This window comes from Piscicoccus intestinalis NBRC 104926 (assembly GCF_001515525.1).
Taxonomy (GTDB): Bacteria; Actinomycetota; Actinomycetes; order Actinomycetales; family Dermatophilaceae; genus Kineosphaera; species Kineosphaera intestinalis.
In genome coordinates this window covers 1-17,322 of the sequence record NZ_BCNQ01000031.1, presented here as the reverse complement: position 1 = coordinate 17,322, position 17,322 = coordinate 1, and the positions used below count along the sequence as shown (strand labels likewise).

Annotated in this window: 14 protein-coding genes, 1 tRNA gene and 1 pseudogene; 8 read left to right on the top strand and 8 right to left on the bottom strand. The window is 70.3% G+C overall.

Annotation, left to right across the window (positions count from 1 at the left end):
• The 6 genes from PINTE_RS07220 to PINTE_RS07195 form a co-directional block, all read left to right on the top strand.
• Positions 1-1,596: proton-conducting transporter transmembrane domain-containing protein (locus tag PINTE_RS07220; protein WP_068427955.1), on the top strand; the 1,596-nt coding region annotated here is incomplete at its 5' end.
• The gene (locus PINTE_RS07215; protein ID WP_068427952.1) at positions 1,593-2,105 is read left to right on the top strand and encodes a Na+/H+ antiporter subunit E; all 513 of its coding nucleotides are present in this window, start codon (positions 1,593-1,595) and stop codon (positions 2,103-2,105) included. The genes PINTE_RS07220 and PINTE_RS07215, both read left to right, overlap by 4 nt.
• A gap of 252 nt (positions 2,106-2,357) precedes the next feature.
• Positions 2,358-4,496 carry a TRAP transporter permease gene (locus tag PINTE_RS07210; RefSeq protein WP_068427948.1) on the top strand — a complete coding sequence of 713 codons (2,139 nt, stop codon included), beginning with the start codon at positions 2,358-2,360 and terminating at the stop codon, positions 4,494-4,496.
• Positions 4,497-4,520: 24 nt separating this feature from the next.
• The gene (locus tag PINTE_RS07205) at positions 4,521-5,522 is read left to right on the top strand and encodes a TAXI family TRAP transporter solute-binding subunit (RefSeq protein WP_068427945.1); all 1,002 of its coding nucleotides are present in this window, start codon (positions 4,521-4,523) and stop codon (positions 5,520-5,522) included.
• A 73-nt stretch (positions 5,523-5,595) separates the two neighbouring features.
• Positions 5,596-6,561: a ketopantoate reductase family protein gene (locus PINTE_RS07200; RefSeq protein WP_068427942.1), complete on the top strand. Its 966-nt coding sequence runs from the start codon at positions 5,596-5,598 to the stop codon at positions 6,559-6,561.
• Between the two features lie 20 nt (positions 6,562-6,581).
• Entirely contained in the window at positions 6,582-7,088 is a 507-nt protein-coding gene (locus tag PINTE_RS07195) for a MaoC family dehydratase (RefSeq protein ID WP_217996524.1), read from the top strand.
• Between the two features lie 358 nt (positions 7,089-7,446).
• Here PINTE_RS07195 and PINTE_RS07190 read toward each other — a convergent pair whose 3' ends face one another.
• The 5 genes from PINTE_RS07190 to rsmI form a co-directional block, all read right to left on the bottom strand.
• On the bottom strand, positions 7,447-8,202 hold the full coding sequence (locus PINTE_RS07190) for a succinate dehydrogenase/fumarate reductase iron-sulfur subunit (RefSeq protein WP_068427940.1): 756 nt from the start codon (positions 8,200-8,202) through the stop codon (positions 7,447-7,449).
• A complete protein-coding gene (locus PINTE_RS07185) occupies positions 8,199-10,226 on the bottom strand; it encodes a fumarate reductase/succinate dehydrogenase flavoprotein subunit (protein ID WP_068427938.1) in 2,028 nt (675 codons plus the stop codon). The genes PINTE_RS07190 and PINTE_RS07185 overlap by 4 nt, the downstream gene beginning before the upstream one ends.
• Positions 10,227-10,232: 6 nt before the next feature.
• Complete coding sequence (locus tag PINTE_RS07180) at positions 10,233-10,892, bottom strand: succinate dehydrogenase cytochrome b subunit (protein ID WP_068427935.1); 660 nt, start codon at positions 10,890-10,892, stop codon at positions 10,233-10,235.
• A gap of 253 nt (positions 10,893-11,145) precedes the next feature.
• Positions 11,146-12,261 carry an alanine dehydrogenase gene (gene ald, locus PINTE_RS07175; protein WP_068427932.1) on the bottom strand — a complete coding sequence of 372 codons (1,116 nt, stop codon included), beginning with the start codon at positions 12,259-12,261 and terminating at the stop codon, positions 11,146-11,148.
• 206 nt (positions 12,262-12,467) lie between these two features.
• Positions 12,468-13,346 (bottom strand): 16S rRNA (cytidine(1402)-2'-O)-methyltransferase, encoded by an 879-nt coding sequence (gene rsmI, locus PINTE_RS07170; RefSeq protein ID WP_068427929.1) that lies wholly within the window; start codon positions 13,344-13,346, stop codon positions 12,468-12,470.
• Between the two features lie 141 nt (positions 13,347-13,487).
• Here rsmI and PINTE_RS07165 point away from each other — a divergent pair, with 141 nt between their 5' ends.
• The gene (locus PINTE_RS07165) at positions 13,488-15,080 is read left to right on the top strand and encodes a dolichyl-phosphate-mannose--protein mannosyltransferase (protein ID WP_068427925.1); all 1,593 of its coding nucleotides are present in this window, start codon (positions 13,488-13,490) and stop codon (positions 15,078-15,080) included.
• A gap of 59 nt (positions 15,081-15,139) precedes the next feature.
• Here PINTE_RS07165 and PINTE_RS07160 read toward each other — a convergent pair whose 3' ends face one another.
• Complete coding sequence (locus tag PINTE_RS07160) at positions 15,140-15,652, bottom strand: Lrp/AsnC family transcriptional regulator (RefSeq protein ID WP_068427961.1); 513 nt, start codon at positions 15,650-15,652, stop codon at positions 15,140-15,142.
• Between the two features lie 92 nt (positions 15,653-15,744).
• Here PINTE_RS07160 and PINTE_RS07155 point away from each other — a divergent pair, with 92 nt between their 5' ends.
• Complete coding sequence (locus PINTE_RS07155; protein WP_084343343.1) at positions 15,745-16,428, top strand: YitT family protein; 684 nt, start codon at positions 15,745-15,747, stop codon at positions 16,426-16,428.
• 137 nt (positions 16,429-16,565) lie between these two features.
• Here PINTE_RS07155 and PINTE_RS07150 read toward each other — a convergent pair.
• A tRNA-Ala gene (locus PINTE_RS07150) sits at positions 16,566-16,641 on the bottom strand.
• A gap of 207 nt (positions 16,642-16,848) precedes the next feature.
• Positions 16,849-17,322, bottom strand: a pseudogene (locus PINTE_RS23155) (hypothetical protein); the annotation flags it as partial.

Genomic DNA, 17,322 nt, shown 5'->3' with positions numbered 1-17,322 from the left:
GTCGACTGGCTGCTGCTCGGCACGCATGTGTCGGTCGACGAGATCGCCCGGCCGATGCTGCTCGTCGCGGCGCTGCTGTACGGGCTGGCGCTCGCCGCGATCTGCTGGAACCGCGAACGCGCCTCGAGCGCCCTCACCGGCTTCCTGCTGATCTCCTTCGGCGGCAACGTCGGCACCTATCTGGCCGCCGACGTCGTCACCTTCTACCTGTCGTTCGCGATGATGAGCTTCTGTGCGTTCGTGCTGGTCATCCACTACCGCACCGCGGAGGCCCGGCGCGCCGCTCGGGTGTACCTCGTCATGTCGGTGGCCTCGGAGACGGCCGTGCTGGCGGCGCTCATCCTCATCGGCGCGACCGGAGCCCGCATGGTCGCGCAGGTGCCGGAGGCGGTGGCGGCCTCGCCGCACCGCGACGTCATCATCGCGCTGCTGCTGCTCGGCTTCGCGGTGAAGGCGGGCACGGTGCCGCTGCACATCTGGTTGCCGCTGGCGCACCCGGCGGCGCCGCCGGCCGCCTCGGCGGTGCTCTCGGGCGCGATGGTCAAGGCGGGCATGATCGGCATGATCCGGTTCCTGCCGCTCGGCGCGGTCGCGCTGCCGCAGTGGGGCACCGGGCTCGTCGTGCTGGCCCTCGTCGGGGCGTTTCTCGCGGTGCCGATCGGGGCGCTGCAGGCCGACCCGAAGGTCGTGCTCGCGTACTCGACGATCTCGCAGATGGGGTTCGTCGTCGCCGTCATCGGAGTCGGTCTGGCCCACCCGGCGCTCGCGCCCGCCGCCACGCTCGCCGTCGTCGTCTACGCGGTCGCCCACGGGCTGGTCAAGGGCGCGCTGTTCCTCGGGGTCTCGGTGATCAAGCACCACCGCAGTCGGCTCGTCGCGGCGCTCATGATCGTCGCGGCCCTCGCGCTGGCCGGCGCGCCGCTGACCGCCGGGGCGCTCGGCAAGTACGCCGCGAAGGGGGCCGTCGGCGACGTGACGTTCATCGGCGCCCCGCTGGACGTCGTGCTCTCGCTGGTGGCGACCGGCTCCACGCTGCTCATGCTGCGGCTGGCCCGGCTGCTGTGGCGTTCGGAGCCCGAACCCAAGCCTGGCGAGCGCGGCGAGCTGTGGGCGTGGGTGGCGCTCGCGCTGAGCGCCGCGACCGTGCCGTGGCTCGTCGCGCTGTGGTGGGTGCCGCAGGCCGCGCGGCCGTCGGCGAACCCGCTGGAGTGGGGCGACTCGCTGTGGCCGATCGCCCTGGGGGTGCTCGCCGGCGCGGCTCTGTGGTGGATGTCGCGCCAGGACGTGCTGCCCGACTGGGTGGCCCACCCCGACGGCTCGGCGATCCCGCCCGGTGACCTCGTCGTGCCCGAGGAGGCGCAGCTCGCCCGCGTCGGGGCGGCGCTGCGGGCCGGCCTGGACCGGGTGCACGAGCTGAGCCGGGCCGCGGGCGCCGAGGCGAGCTCGGCCGCCTCCCGGTTCGGCCGGTTCGTCGTGGTCGGCACGGTGGCCCGAGAAGACCGGCTCACCAGGGAGCGGTCCAGCGGCGTGGCGCTGCTCGTCGTGCTCTCGATCGTGCTCATCCTCGTGGCGCTCATCCAGGAGGGGTTGTCGTGACGCTGGTCATCCTGCGACTCGTGTGGCGCACTCTGGCTCTCGGCGCCCTGTGGCTCGTGCTCTCCGGAGGCGGGTACCTCACCTACGGGGTGCCGGTCGTGCTGCTCGCGCTGGGGATGTCGTGCCTGCTGTCTCCGCCGTGGAAAACGGAGCCGGACCGCCGCCCGCACGTGTTCAGCCGGGTGTTCGCGATGGCGCACCTCGGCCTGTGGTTCCTGTGGCAGTCGATCAAGGGCGGCGCCGACGTCGCCGCGCGCGCCGTCCGGCGCCCCGTCGCCATCGAGCCGCACTACGAGGAACTGCCGGTGATCCTGCCCGAGGGCGCGGCCCTGGACCTGTCGATGCTCATGATCAGCCTGCTGCCCGGCAGCCTCGGCGTGCAGCTTCGCAACGACACCCTGTGCATGCACGTGCTCAGCCCCGAGCTCGACGCCGCCGGCCAATGGAACAAGCTGCAGCAGCTCGCCGCGCGCACCACCGGCGTCGTCACCCTCCACACCCCCCTCTGACCGGGGCGCGCGGAGCGTGTGGGACGCCGGGGCGCGCGGGGCCGCCGATGCGGTCGCAGCTGACGTCCAGCTTGCGGGCATCGCGGTCCACGGCAGCGATCGCGAAGATCGACCGCGGCGAGTACGTTGCACCCCATGCCAGCGACGACACGCCCGCCCGGCGGGGAGCCCTCCGGCCCCGGAGAGGAGCTCACGCGGCCCGCCGCCGGCTCGCTCGATCACTCACAAGAGGACGGACGCGTCGAGGTCCGGATGACCGACAGCGAGCGTGCTCACGCCGTCTCCGCCGCCAACGACGAGGAACAGCCGGCGCGGACCCTGACGCGGAACCTCGACAGGGGCGTGACGTGGTGGTGCCTGGCCGTGGCCATCCTCGTGATCTACCAGGTTTTCCGCCCGTTCTCCCAGGGCAGCCACTACTACCTCGTGCTCTTCCTCGGGGTGACGCTGCCCCTGGCTTACGTCTGTTACCGCGGAACGCCGCTGATCTCCCGTGAGCGCCGGGACGCCATCGCCCCGGCGAGTTCGGCCTCGTCGCTCGGCTCGCTTCGCGAGCGACCCAGCGTGCTCGACTGGGTATTGGCGGTGCTGGCGCTGTTCGTCGCCCTGTATCCGGTGCTGCCCCTGCCACTGACCTCCCTGGGCGGCGGCGGCTTCGGCGAGTTCCTCTCGCGCCAGGGGTCGCTGCTACCAGGCGATGTGGTGGCGGGAGCGCTGCTGCTCGTGCTCGTGCTCGAGGCCGCGAACCGCACCACCGGCTGGGTGCTGCCGACCGCTGCCCTGCTGTTCTTCGCCTACGCGTGGTTCGGCGGGCACCTGCCGATGACCTGGCAGATCGCGCACGAAGGCATGGAACTGGATCAGATCGTCAACAGCCTGTTCAACGAGGCCAGCGGCTTCTTCGGCGTGCCTCTCGACATCGCTGCCACCTACATCGTGCTGTTCACGATCTACGGCGCCGTGCTGCAACGCACCGGAGCCGGTAGCTTCTTCGTCGAGTTCAGCCTCTCGTTGTTCCGCCGCTCCGGCGCCGCGCCCGGGCGCACCGTGGCGACTTCGGGGTTCCTCCTCGGCACCGTCTCCGGCTCCGGCACCGCGACCGCCGTGACGCTGGGTTCGTTCGCCTGGCCCATCCTCAAACGTGCCGGATATCCGCGCGAGGCCGCCGGAGGCATGCTCGCGGCCTCGGGCATCGGGGCGATCCTGTCGCCGCCCACCATGGGCGCGGCGGCGTTCATCATCGCCGAGTACCTCGGCGTCTCCTACTTCTCCGTGCTCGGCTGGGCCATCATTCCGACCCTGCTGTACTACCTCGGGATCTTCCTGGCGGTCGAGATCGACGCCCGCAAGTTCGGGGCGCGTGAGGTCGCGGTGGACGTCGCGAGACCGTTCGCGCTCCTGCGGCGCTACGGCTACCACTTCGTCAGTCTCGCGGTGATCGTCGGCTTCCTCGCGATCGACGTCCCCCCGTTCCGGGCCGTTGTCTACGCCACGCTGGTCGCCGCCGCCTTCGGGCTCTTGGAGGTGCTGTTCACCGGTCACCTGCCTGCCAGCTCTCTGGAGCGGGACACGACGGCTGCCGACCCCGTCGTCCGCCACGGCGGGCTCGTGGGGTACGCCGGCACGCTCGGCAAGGCACTGTCCGACGGGGTACGCACCGCGATCCCCGTGATCGCCGTCTGCGCCGCGGCCGGCGTCATCACGTCGGCGATCGCCAAGACGGGTCTGGCTCAGGTGCTCTCGGAGTTCCTCATCGCCGTGGCAGACGCGATCTCGCCGAATCCGGCGACCCTGATCATCGCCTCCACCGTGCTGTCGGCGGTGGCCATCCTCGTGCTCGGATTGGCCGTGCCGGTGACCGCCTCGTTCATTCTCGCCTGGGTCGTCATCGGGCCGGCGCTCATCGCGCTGGGGGTCTCGCAGGAGGCCGTGGCGATGTTCATCTTCTACTACGCGGTGCTGTCGGAGGTCTCGCCGCCCACCGCGCTGGCTGCGGTCGCCTCGGCCGCCATCACCGGGGGTCGCGTCATCGACACGATGTGGCAGGCCTGCAAATACATCCTGCCGGCGTTCCTGGCGCCGATGGCGTTCGTCGTCACCCCGCAGGGACGTCATCTGCTGGGAGTCGGCGATCTGCCCGCGGTTCTGCTCGCCGTCGCCGTCGCGTTTCTGGGGGTCGCGGCGCTCGCGGGCACCACCGGAGGCTGGCTGCGAGCGCCCGCGACCGTGCCCGAGCGCTGCGGCTTCTTCGTCGCTGCCCTGCTCCTGCTCTACCTGCAGCCGGTCAGCGTCGTCACCGGGCTCGTCGTGCTCGTCCTCACCGCCGGGGTCCATCTGCTCCGCACCCGAGGGAACAGGTCCGCAGGTGACACCCCCGGCAACTCCCAGTGAAGCCACGACCGGAGGAGATCGGACGTGAAGATCAACACCACCTGGGTCGTCGGGCTCCTCATCGCGGCGCTCGGAGCTGCCGGATTCGGCGGTCAGAGTGCGAGGCAACCGGGCTCGGACGCCGACCCGAACGGCTGCGACCCGGGACACGGCCGGGTCGGCATCGCCACCGGCAACTCGACCGGGGTGTACTACGTCGTCGGCGGCGGGTTGGCCCGGCTCATCAACGCCGACACCCGACTCCGGGCGAGCGCCTCGGAGACGGGTGCCTCCGTGCAGAACATCCAGCAGCTGGTCAAGGGTGACTACGACATCGCGTTCTCCCTCGCCGACACCGCCGACACCGCCGTGCGCGGCAGCGGACGGTTCGACGGGCCGCAGCCGATCCGCACGATCGGGCGCATCTACCCCAACTACACGCAGGTCGTCGTCCGTAAGGACGCCGGGATCAACTCGGTGGCCGACTTCAAGGGCAAACGGATCTCCACCGGCTCCCCGTTGTCGGGCACCGAGGCGATCGCGAACAAGCTGATAGCAGCCGCGGGCCTGAAAGCAGGCGACGTGCAGGCCCAGCGGCTCGACCTGACGAAAACCGTCGACGGGATGAAGGACGGGTCGATCGACGGCCTGGTGTGGTCCGGTGGCCTGCCGACCTCCGCTCTGACCGACCTGTACACCTCGATGGGCAACCAGGTGATGATGCTCGATCCGACTCCGTTGCTTGCGCAGCTGCGCAAGACGTCGCCGGTCTACGACACGGCGGTCGTGCCGGCCGCCACGTACGACATGCCCGCCGACGTCAAGACCGTCATCGTGCCGAACGTGCTGCTCGTGCGAGAGGACTTGCCGGCCAACCTCGCCTGCGCGCTGACCAGCCTGGTGTACAGCCGCACCGACCAGCTCGTTCAGGCGCACCCCGCGGCGAAAGACATCACGCTCGACCTGGCCGACAAGACCGCGCCGATACCCGTTCACCCCGGCTCCACCCGCGCCCTGGACCGGCTACGCTCCGGCGACACCGGATGAGCCGCTTCTCCCGGTGCCGATGCGGCCGACTGTGCGCAGGCCGCCGCCGGGCCCGACGAGCGAGGGTGGGGTCATGAGGGTGTGCATCGTCGGGGCGGGCGCGCTGGGATGCACGATCGGCGCCGCGCTCGCGCGGGGTTCGCTGCAGGGGGGCGGCGAACCGATCGAGGTGTGGCTCGTCAACCGCAACCGCGACCACGTCGACGCCATCACGCGGCGCGGTCTGCTGGTGCGGCTCGGAGACGGGCCGGCCGCCACCGAGCACGCGGTGCGCCTGCGGGCCGCGACGAGCACGCGGGGCATCGGCCCCGTCGATGTGGTCATCGTGCTCGTGAAGTCCTTCGCCACCGCCGACGCCGCCCGGCAGGCCGAGGCTCTCATCGGGCCGGAGACGGTCGTGCTGACCCTGCAGAACGGGCTCGGCAACGAGCAGGCGCTCGCGTCGGTCCTCGGCGCGCCGCGCGTGTTGCAGGGCATCACGTACGTCGGCGGCCAGATGATCGCGCCGGGGCACGTCAGCAGCGGCGTCGCCGGCAAGCGGACGGTCATCGGCGAACCCGACGGGCAGGTGACGCCGCGCGTGCGGCGCATCGCCGACGCGTTCGGCGCGGCCGGCCTCGCGACGGAGGTGACGGACGACATCACCGGCGCCGTGTGGGACAAGCTGCTCGTCAACGTCTCGACCGGCGCGCTGAGCGCCCTGACGCGCCTGACCTACGGCGACCTCATGGCCGACCCCGGGCTCGAGCGGACCGCGTGCGCCGCCGTCCAGGAGGGAATCGATGTCGCCGCGGCCCTCGGTGTGACGTTGAGCGTCCATGAACCGCAGGCGATCTGGCGCAGTGCCGCGGAAGGGCTGCCGGCGGACTTCAAGACCTCGATGTTGCAGAGCATCGAGTCGGGTCGCCGCACGGAGATCGACGTCATCAACGGCGCGCTGGTGCGTGGCGGCGAACGCACCGGGGTGCCGACGCCGGTGAATTCCACGCTCGTCGCGGCCGTCCGGGGCCTGGAGACCGGTCTGCGGCACGCGCAATAGTCACCTCGGAAAGGAACCCGATGCCGACCACGTACACCTCCGGCGACGCCGTCTCGACGATGGACGAGCCCGTCGTCCCCCGGCGCGGCTTCTGCTACTTCGAGGACGCGCAGGTCGGCGACACCTGCTGGACGCCGGCGTTCCAAGTGACCGGCGAGGTCATCGACACCTACGCGCGCGTCAGCGGCGACCACAATCCCGTACACGTCGATGAGGAGTACGCCGCCGCCAGCCACTTCGGCGCCCGGGTCGGTCACGGGCTCCTCGGCCTCGCGCTCGCCGACGGGCTGAAGAGCCAGAGCGAGTTGCGGTTCCACCCGGGTTACTCCCTCGGCTGGAGCACCCGGTTCGTCGCCCCGATCGTCATCGGCGACACGCTGCGGCTGAAGTTCTGGATCGAGTCGATGCGCGCCAGCTCCAGCCGCCCGGGGTGGGGCATCGTCATCCTGCCGTGCGAGTTGGTCAACCAGGACGAGGTGATCGTCATGACCGCCGAGCACCAGCTCATGGTGCCCCGGCGGCCCTGACCGGTCCGGCTCGACCGCATCCGTGCTTGCCGCACCGCGGCGGCGTCGTCCAGCGGCGCCAAGGGCTGGCTTCCACAGGCGTTCGTCTCGCGTCGCGGTCACCCCGTGTCGGGCCGTGGGACGGGACCGGTCGGCTGCTACGGAACCAGCTCCGCGGAGCCGGTTCGGCGGCAGCCGGCCGGTCCAGTCACTTGGCACAGGCTCCCGTGCGTAATCGTGGGGCGGGGCGCTCGTGAGGCGGCGCGGGACCGCGCGGCGTCGGCGAGCCCCCGGGCCCCCGCGCCGCCCCGCCGTGGCGGCGGAGGCAGCGAAGCGGCCGGGCTCCCCGAGAGGGCCCGGCCGCTTGGCGTCGTGCGGGTCAGTGCACCATCGCGCGGCGCAGATCCTTGTTGAGGGTGGAGATGACATCGAGCGGGATGTCCTTGGGGCAGGCCGCGGAGCACTCGCCGATGTTGGTGCAGCCGCCGAAGCCCTCGCCGTCGTGCTGGGCCACCATCGCCTTGACGCGGATCCAGCGCTCCGGCTGCCCCTGCGGCAGCTCGCCGAGGTGCACGACCTTCGCGCCGACGAACAGCATGCCGGCCGCGTTGGGGCAGGCCGCCACGCACGCGCCACAGCCGATGCAGGCGGCCGCCTCGAACGAGCGGTCGGCCTTCTTCTTCTCGACGGGTGCGGCGTGCGCCTCGGGCGCGGCACCGGTGTTCACCGAGATGAAGCCGCCCGAGGCGATGATGCGGTCGAAGGCGGTGCGGTCGACGACGAGGTCGCGGATCACCGGGAACGCGTGGGCGCGCCACGGCTCGATGGTGATCGTGTCGCCGTCGTTGAAGCTGCGCATGTGCAGCTGGCACGTCGTCGTGTTGCCGTGCTTGTCCTCGCCGGTGTTGCCGTGCGGGCGACCGTTGATGACGACGCCGCACATGCCGCAGATGCCCTCGCGGCAGTCGCTGTCGAACGCGACCGGCTCCTCGCCGTTGTCGTTGAGGTTCTCGTTGAGCACGTCGAGCATCTCGAGGAACGACATGTCTTCGCTGATGTCGTCGACCTCGTAGGTGACGAGCTTGCCCGGGGCGGCCGGGCCGTCCTGACGCCAGATCTTGACAGTGAGTTTCACTTGTAGCTCCGCTGCTTCAACTCGATGAACTCGTACACGAGGTCTTCCTTGTGCAGGACCGGCTGCTGGTCCTCACCGTCGTACTGCCACGCGGCGACGTAGAGGAACTCGTCGTCGTGACGCATGGCCTCGCCATCTTCCGTCTGGCTCTCGGCCCGGAAGTGGCCACCGCAGGATTCGCGCCGGTGCAACGCGTCGATGCACATGAGCTCACCGAGCTCGATGAGGTCGGCGACGCGCCCGGCCTTCTCCAGCGACTGGTTCATGGTGTCGGCCGCGCCGAGCACCCGCAGGTTGGACCAGAACTCCTTCTTCAGCTCCCGGATGAGACCGATCGCCTTCTTCAGGCCCTCCTCCCGGCGCTCCATGCCGCAGTACTCCCACATGATCTGGCCGAGCTCCTTGTGGATGGAGTCGACCGAGCGGGTGCCGTTGCAGTTGAGGAAGTGCTCGATGCGGTCGAAGACCGAGTCGCGCGCCTCGGCCACCGCCGGGTCGTTCGCGTCGATCTTCGGGTACGGACCGTCGGCGAGGTAGTCGCGGATCGTGTTCGGCAGCACGAAGTAGCCGTCGGACAGACCCTGCATGAGCGCCGACGCACCGAGCCGGTTCGCGCCGTGGTCGGAGAAGTTCGCCTCACCCGCGACGAACAGGCCCGGGATGGTCGACTGCAGGTCGTAGTCGACCCACAGGCCGCCCATCGTGTAGTGCACGGCCGGGTAGATGCGCATCGGCACCTGGTAGGGGTTCTCGCCGGTGATGCGCTCGTACATGTCGAAGAGGTTGCCGTACTTGGTGCGCACCGCGTCTTCGCCCATGCGCTGGATCGCCTCGGCGAAGTCGAGGTAGACGCCGCGCCGCACGCGCCGCTCCTCGCCCTCGGGGGTGATCTCGACGACGGCCGGGCCGACGCCGCGCCCCTCGTCGCACATGTTCTTCGCCTGCCGGGAGGCGATGTCACGCGGCACGAGGTTTCCGAACGAGGGATAGATCCGCTCCAGGTAGTAGTCGCGGTCTTCCTCGGCGATCTGACGCGGGTCTTTGTCGCAGTCCTCGGCGTTCTTCGGCACCCAGATGCGCCCGTCGTTACGCAGCGACTCACTCATCAGGGTGAGCTTGGACTGCTTGTCGCCGTGCACCGGGATGCACGTCGGGTGGATCTGCGTGTAGCAGGGGTTCGCGAAGTATGCGCCCTTGCGGTAGGCCCGCCACGTGGCGGTGACGTTGCAGCCCATCGCGTTGGTCGACAGGAAGAACACGTTGCCGTAGCCACCGGAGGCCAGCACGACCGCGTCGGCCAGGTGGGTCTCGATCTCGCCCGTGACCATGTCACGGGCGATGATCCCGCGGGCCCGGCCGTCGACGACGACCAACTCGACCATCTCGTGCCGGCTGAACATCTCGACGGTGCCGGCGCCGATCTGCCGCTCGAGGGCCTGGTAGGCGCCGATGAGCAGCTGCTGGCCGGTCTGGCCGCGGGCGTAGAAGGTACGCGACACCTGCACGCCACCGAACGAGCGGTTGTCGAGCAGACCGCCGTACTCGCGGGCGAACGGCACACCCTGCGCCACGCACTGGTCGATGATGTTCGCGCTCACCTCGGCGAGCCGGTACACGTTGGTCTCGCGGGCGCGGTAGTCGCCGCCCTTGACCGTGTCGTAGAAGAGGCGGTAGATCGAGTCGCCGTCTTCCTTGTAGTTCTTCGCGGCGTTGATGCCACCCTGCGCGGCGATGGAGTGCGCGCGACGCGGGCTGTCCTGGTAACAGAACGCCTTGACGTGATAGCCCGCCTCGCCGAGCGTCGCGGCCGCGGCGCCGCCGGCCAGGCCGGTGCCGACGATGATCACCGACAGCTTGCGCCGGTTGGCCGGGTTGACCAGCTTGGCCTCGAACTTACGGGTGGTCCACTTGTTCTGGATCGGACCGGCCGGCGCCTTGCTGTCCTGCAGCGGCTCACCTTCGCGGTAGAAGGCCGTGCCCGGAGCGTCCTGGGTCGGAGTCAGAGTCTCGGTCATGTCAGTCATGCACCCTTACTGGATAACGCCGAACAGAATGGCCAGCGGCGGAATGAGGAACCCGATGACGGTGATGGCGGAAATCGCGACGCCGGCCAGGTTGGCGTACCGGCGCGAGTTCGCGGTGTTCGTCCACCCCAGCGTCTGGCACGCGCTCCACACCCCGTGTCGCAGGTGCATCGCCAGCGCGAGGAGCGCGATGACGTAGATGAGCACCAACCACGGCTGCTGGAACGCCAGCACGACCCGCTCGGCGGGAGTGCCGCGGTATCCGCCGACGTTGATCCACAGGAGCGTGAACTGGGCCAGGTGGAACAGCACGAACAGGATCAGGGCGATGCCGCCCCAGCGCATCCACTTGCTCGACAGCGAGGCCGCCGCCGCCTTCTTCACCTCGTATTTGGCACCGCGTGCCGTGTTGGCCCGGCTCCACAACGTCAACGCGGAGTAGACGTGAGCCGCCAGCGCGATGATGAGCGTGAGCCGGAAGATCCACAGGAATCCTTCGTAGGGAAGGATCGGCTCGAACATCGTGCGCAGGTGGTGGGCGTAGGTATCGAAGGCCTCGTGGCTCGCGAGGATCTTCAGGTTGCCGTACATGTGGAACAGCACGAAGAAGACGAAGTAGAGGCCGGACACGGCCATCATCAGCTTCAGGCCGATGCTGCTGTGCATCGGGCTCGTGTTCCGGGTTCCTGGTTTCACTGCTGAAGTAGACACGTGTGAATACTGCCCCGTTCTTGTCGAGTCGTGCGGGGTTTCATCGCCTGCCCGTGTCGATGTCGACACATTCCGACGTGGGCAGCGACGGCGATGTCCGCTGGTCAACCTGGTCACGCTGGGGTTCAGGCCGGAGCCTGCGGCTCATCGTAGCGATGGTTACCGACGAGCCCGCAGGGACTCAGGTCCTCACTCCGGGCGGTCGCCCTCAAGCGAGGAGCTCGGCGCTGTCCTGACATTCATACCCGAACACCTCGGCCACTGCGGGGTAGGTCACGGAACCCGCGTGTACATTCAGCCCTCGGCGCAGCGCCTCATCGGTGCGACACCCCTCCCGCCAGCCCAGGTCGGCGAGGCGCGCCACGTACGGCAGCGTCGCGTTGGTCAGCGCGTACGTCGAGGTGTTGGGCACCGCACCGGGCATGTTCGCCACGCAGTAGAACGTCGAGCCGTGCACAGTGAAAGTCGGGTCGGCGTGTGTGGTGGGCCGGCTGTCTTCGAAGCATCCGCCCTGGTCGACGGCGATATCGACGAGCACCGACCCCTCCTTCATCTGCGCGACCATCTCGTTCGTCACCAGGTGCGGGGCCTTGGCGCCGGGAATGAGCACGGAGCCGATAACCAGGTCGGCGTCGAGCACGTACTGGCGCACGGCCAGCTTCGAGGAGGCGATCTGACGCACCTGGTTCTTCCACCGCCAGAACGCCATCCGCAGCTTGTCGAGATTGGTGTCGAGCACGGTCACGTCGGCGCCCATGCCGAGGGCGATGTTCGCGGCGTTCTGGCCGGCCACGCCGGCTCCGAGCACGACCACCTTCGCCCCGGTGACGCCGCCGACGCCACCCATGAGCACCCCGCGGCCGCCCTCGGCCCGCAGCAGCGCGTGCGCTCCCACCTGCGGCGCGAGGCAACCGGCCACCTCCGACATCGGGTACAGCAGGGGCAGCGCGCCGTTGGCGAGCTCGACGGTCTCGTAGGCGATCGCGGTCGTACCCGCGGCGAGCAGCGCGTCGGTGCCCGGCTGGTCGGCCGCCAGGTGCAGATAGGTGAACAGCAGCAGATCGTCGCGCAGCCGGTGGTACTCGGATTCGACCGGCTCCTTGACCTTGAGCACCAGGTCGGCCACGCCCCACGTCTCGTCGGCGTCCGGCAGGATCGTCGCGCCCTGCTCGACGTACTCGGCGTCGGGGATCGAGGAGCCGGCACCGGCTCCGGCCTGCACGAACACCTCGTGGCCCCGGGAGACCAGCTCGTGCACCCCGACCGGGGTGATCGCGACGCGGTACTCGTTGTTCTTGACCTCGGTGGGCACGGCGACCTTCATGTCAACGCTCCTGACGTGTCTGTGGACGGTGTCTGACCCGACCGGTCGGGTGTTGCCGGCGACCGTCGGCGGCAGCGATGCATTTCAGGGTAGACAGCGCGTGTGACAACGCCGGTCAACTTGCGGACGCGACGCACCCGCAACCGCTGATCCGCGCCGACATCAGGGCCGGGATCAGGCCGAAATCAAAGCCGGATGAAAGCCCGTCACGAGGTGGGCCGGTGCACGTAGCCGGCATACAGCTCGCGGGCCGAGACGCCGGTCTGGGCGGAGACGGCCCGGGCGGCGTCCTTGAGGCGCTCCCCCGCCTCGACCCGACGGGCCACCTGCGCGTGCGCCTCGTCGGGGTCGGCGGCCACCGGCTCCGCGCCAGAGACGACGAGGGTGATCTCGCCGCGCACCTGGTCGGGGTGCTCCCGGCTCCACGTGAGCAGGTCGGCGAGCGGGCCGCGCACCACTTGCTCGTAGCTCTTGGTCAGCTCCCGGCAGACCGCCGCGGCGCGCCCGGCGCCGAACGCATCGGCCATGGCCTGCAGCGTCGCCTCGAGCCGGTGCGGTGCCTCGAAGAACACCAGCGTGCGGGGTTCGGCGGCGAGCCCCGCCAGCGCCCGCGCGCGATCTCCCGGCTTGCGCGGCGGGAAGCCCTCGAAGCAGAACCGGTCGACGGGCAGCCCGGAGACGGCCAGCGCCATAAGCACCGCGCTCGGACCGGGCACGCACGTGACCCGTCCGCCGGCGGCGACGACCGCCTCCACGAGCCGGTACCCGGGGTCGGAGACCGAGGGCATGCCCGCGTCGGTGACGAGCACCACCCGCGCCCCGGCCGCGACCTGGGCCGCCAGCTCCGGCGTGCGGGACCGCTCGTTGTGGTCGTGGTAGCTGAGCACCCGCCCGCCCTCGGCGGGGCGCACCCCGAGCGCAGCGCACAACCGCTGCAGCCGCCGGGTGTCCTCGGCGGCGACGACGTCCGCGCCCGCCAGCTCCGCCGCCAGCCGCGGCGAGGCGTCTCGCGGGTCGCCGATCGGGGTCGCGGCGAGCACCAACACGCCGCCGTCGTGGTTCGCCTCGCCCGGCTCCGCGCTCATCCCCCCATCCTGGCAGCGCGGGCGCCCGCGCCGGCGCGCCCGCCTCTCGACCTCCGGCGTGGTGAGCGAAAGTCCTGCCCGCGCAGCGTTGCCCGACGTCAGCGGGGCGCGGGACGGGACGGCCCACTTACGATGGGGCGCATGAGTCACAACGAGCAGCTGCGCCTGCGGCTGCTCGGAAGCAGACCCACCGACCGGCTCGCCGGGTGGCTCGGCCCCTTGCTCGTCGCGCTCTACGCGGGCGTGCTGCGGTTCTGGCAGCTGGGCCGCCCCGACACGCTGATCTTCGACGAGACGTATTACGTCAAGCAGGCCTGGTCGCTGCTGACCTTCGGGGTCGAGCACCGGGTCAAGAGCGAGCTCTCCGGCGAGGATGCGACCCCCGGCGTCGACCAGGTGTGGGCCGCGGGAACCCCGGACGTCTTCGGCGCCACCGCCGACTTCGTCGTGCACCCTCCGGTCGGCAAGTGGGTCATCGCGATCGGCGAGCAACTCGGCGGCGTGCAGCACGCGTGGTCATGGCGGCTCGGGGTGGCGGTGCTCGGCACCTTGTCGATCCTCATGCTGGCCCGCACCGCGCGGCGGATGTTCGGCTCGACCGCGCTCGGCGTGTTCGCCGGGCTGCTGCTCAGCCTCGACGGACAGCACTTCGTGCACTCCCGCACCGGCCTGCTCGACATGTCGGTGATGTTCTTCGCGCTGGGGGGTTTCTGCGCGCTGGTCCTCGACCGCGACGCCTCCCGCGAACGGCTCGCGCGCATCGTCGGGGGCTGGCGCGACGGCGGCATGCCCTTCGACGACCCCAAGCTGCGCTACGGCCCCTTCCTCGGCTGGCGGCCGTGGCGCTGGGTGGCGGGCATCAGCCTCGGCCTGTGCATCGGCACGAAATGGTCGGGCTTGTACTTCCTGGCCGTGTTCGGCCTCATGACGGTCTTCTGGGACATGGGCGCCCGCCGCGTCGCCGGGGTGCACCGCTGGCGCACCGCCGCGATCGTCAAGGACGGACTGCCGGCGGCGGCGATCATGGTGGGCTCCGCCCTGCTGACCTACCTCGCGTCGTGGACCGGCTGGTTCCGTTCCGACACCGGGTGGGGCCGTGACTGGGCGGCCGACCACCCCGCCTCCGGGATCGCGGGGCTGGTGCCCGACGCGCTGCGCTCGCTGTGGCACTACCACGTCGACATGTGGAACTTTCACGTCGGACTGACCAGCCACCACGACTACATGAGCAACCCGTGGTCGTGGCTGCTGCAGGCCCGGCCCACGTCGTTCTACTACGAGGGGCCGAGCCTCGGGCAGCAGGGCTGCACCGTGGAGAACTGCTCGAAGGCCATCACCGACTTGGGCAACCCGGCGATCTGGTGGGCCGCCACGCTCGCGCTGCCGGTGCTGCTGTTCTGCTGGGCCGCCATGCGCGACTGGCGCGCCGGGGCGATCCTCGCCGGGTTCGTCGCCGGCTACCTGCCGTGGTTCATGTACCAGGAGCGCACGATCTTCACCTTCTACTCGGTGGCGTTCGTGCCGTTCGTCGTGCTCGCCGTGACGTACGCGGCGTCGCTCGTGCTCGGGCGCTCCACCGACTCCCCCACCCGGAGACGGTGGGGCCTGGGGCTCGTCGTCGGTTATCTCGTGATCGTGGCCGTGATCTTCGTTTTCTACTGGCCGCTCTACACCGCGCAGGTCATCCCGTACGACCACTGGCGGTGGCGCATGTGGTTCCCGTCCTGGATCTGACTGCGGTCTGGCTCCGGTCTGGCTTCGGTCTGACGCTGATCTGACGCGAGCGGCCCGGCTCAGCGCACCGGCGGGCGGTGGCGCTCACCGGCTCCGGGAGGCACCCCGTCGGCCACGGCCTGCAGCAGCGGTCGAACCCGCGGGGGCATCTCCTCGTAGAGGCTGATCACCGTGCTCGTGCGCACCACCTCCGGAACTGCGACGACCTCCCCGGTGACGCGGTGCAGGTCCAGGGGGTCGCGCGCGACGACCTTGAGCAGCAGGTCGGCGTCGCCGGTCGTCGCGTGCATCTCGACGATCTGCGGGATGCGGTGCAGCGCGTCGGGCGCCCACATCTCGACCTTGACACTCAGCTCGACCGAGATGAACGCGACGAGGCCGTAGCCGAGGGCCGCCGGGTCGACGCGGCGGCTGAACTCCCGCACTGCACCCTCGGCGGTGAGCCGCTTGAGCCGGGCCGTCAGGGTGTTGCGCGCGATGCCGAGGCGCTGGGCGAGGGCGAGCACCGTCGCGTCCGGGTCGTCGTCGATGGCCAGGAGGATCCGGGCGTCGAGGCTATCCATACTGCGCATCTTGTCATCTCCCATCAGCCTGATTTGACACTGTGCTCAAATTGGGAGCCTTGTGTTGCGCGTTCGCCCACTAGCCTCCGATCCTGCTGGGCATGCGCCCAAATCTGCGAAGCGAGACCCGGTCCTCCGGCCCCGCGTCGGTCGCGGCCCCCGCGCCTGTGGTGCCCGGCCCGGCTCCGGCGGCGCCTCCGCACGGGCACATCGAGAACGTCGTCAGCACGTGCGTGGGCATCACGATCGCCGCGCTCGGCGTGCACCTTATGCAGGCCGCGGGCCTGGTCACCGGCGGGACCGCCGGCGCCGCGCTGCTCGTCAGCCACATCGCGGGCTGGGCGTTCGGACCGGTCTTCCTGGGGATCACCCTGCCGTTCATGGTGCTGGCCATCAGCCGCAAGGGCTGGCCGTTCACGATCCGTACCATCGTGTGCGTCGTCGCGATGTCGGCGCTCGTGCAGGCGCTGCCGCACGTGCTGACGATCGAGCGCATCGACCCGTTGTTCGGTGCGATCGTCGGCAACACCCTCGCGAGCGTCGCGCTCGTCGTGCTGTTCCGGCACGGAGCGAGCCTCGGCGGCTTCAACGTGCTCGCTCTCATCGCCCAGGAGCGGCTCGGCTGGCGAGCCGGCTACGTGCAACTGGTGCTCGACGGCCTCGTCGTCGGCATCTTCGCCCTGCTCAACCCGGGGTGGCTCGCCGTGCTCTCGCTACTCGGGGCCGCAGTGATGAACATCCTGCTGGCCTTCAACCACCGGCCCGGTCGCTACCTGGGAGCCTGAGCGACGCAGAGAACCCCGTGCAGTGACCACTCGACGTTCGTCGAGTGGTCACTGCCAATGGCCCTTTGCGATATCGGGAGGCGGGACCGTCTCGGGCAATACGAAGGGCCCCGGCGTGATGCCGGGGCCCTTCGTCGTGGTGGAGCTGAGGGGACTCGAACCCCTGGCCTTCTCATTGCGAACGAGACGCGCTACCAACTGCGCCACAGCCCCAAGACCGGAAATCACTCTAGCAAACCCCGGGCCGCTCTCCCGAATCGGCCGCCCCGTCCGACCCAGCCCAACGTCCCTGAGAACTGCGTGTCGTCGTCGGGACTGCGGCACGGACTGCAGTTCTCACCGCGACACGCAGTTTTCAGGGAAGTGGGAGGGGCGTGCGAGGGCGCCGCGCCGGCGTTCGCGGGGGTCGAGCGGGGCGCGTCAGGCGCCGACGACGCGGGGCTGGTGGCGGGTCTCGTCCCAGGCGATGTCGTCGTCGTCGACCTCGATTGGCACCGGCACCTCGAGCGGCTCGGGCAGCGGACGCGACGCCTTGGCCTTCATCGTGTAGGTCGGCGGCGGCACCGGGGTGGGCTCCCAGCGGTCGTCGGCGAACAGCGGGTCGGCGGCGCGCTCCGCGTCGATGTTCGAGTGCGCCAGGGCCGCCACCTCGAGCGGGTCACGACGGGCGCTGCGCCGAACCGGCTCCTCGGAGGCGGTGTGTCCGGCAACGTCGGTCGCGACGTCGGCACCGGAGCCGACGAGCACCCGCTCCTCCTGCGCGGCCGGGGCCGGCACCTCGCTCGTCTCGACCTGCGGCTCGACGAACTCCTGGGCGACGGGCATCTGCGGCGCACTCGGCCGAGCGGCCCGCACGCGCTCGCGCTCGGCCTCCGCCTCGCGGGCGCGGCGACG

Coding starts and splice junctions, on each gene's coding strand:
- PINTE_RS07210 (WP_068427948.1), top strand. CDS start 2,358: ATGACCGACAGCGAGCGTGCTCACGCCGTCTCCGCCGCCAACGACGAG.
- PINTE_RS07200 (WP_068427942.1), top strand. CDS start 5,596: ATGAGGGTGTGCATCGTCGGGGCGGGCGCGCTGGGATGCACGATCGGC.
- PINTE_RS07195 (WP_217996524.1), top strand. CDS start 6,582: ATGCCGACCACGTACACCTCCGGCGACGCCGTCTCGACGATGGACGAG.
- PINTE_RS07185 (WP_068427938.1), bottom strand. CDS start 10,226: ATGACTGACATGACCGAGACTCTGACTCCGACCCAGGACGCTCCGGGC.
- PINTE_RS07180 (WP_068427935.1), bottom strand. CDS start 10,892: ATGCACAGCAGCATCGGCCTGAAGCTGATGATGGCCGTGTCCGGCCTC.
- ald (WP_068427932.1), bottom strand. CDS start 12,261: ATGAAGGTCGCCGTGCCCACCGAGGTCAAGAACAACGAGTACCGCGTC.
- rsmI (WP_068427929.1), bottom strand. CDS start 13,346: ATGAGCGCGGAGCCGGGCGAGGCGAACCACGACGGCGGCGTGTTGGTG.
- PINTE_RS07165 (WP_068427925.1), top strand. CDS start 13,488: ATGAGTCACAACGAGCAGCTGCGCCTGCGGCTGCTCGGAAGCAGACCC.
- PINTE_RS07160 (WP_068427961.1), bottom strand. CDS start 15,652: ATGCGCAGTATGGATAGCCTCGACGCCCGGATCCTCCTGGCCATCGAC.
- PINTE_RS07155 (WP_084343343.1), top strand. CDS start 15,745: ATGCGCCCAAATCTGCGAAGCGAGACCCGGTCCTCCGGCCCCGCGTCG.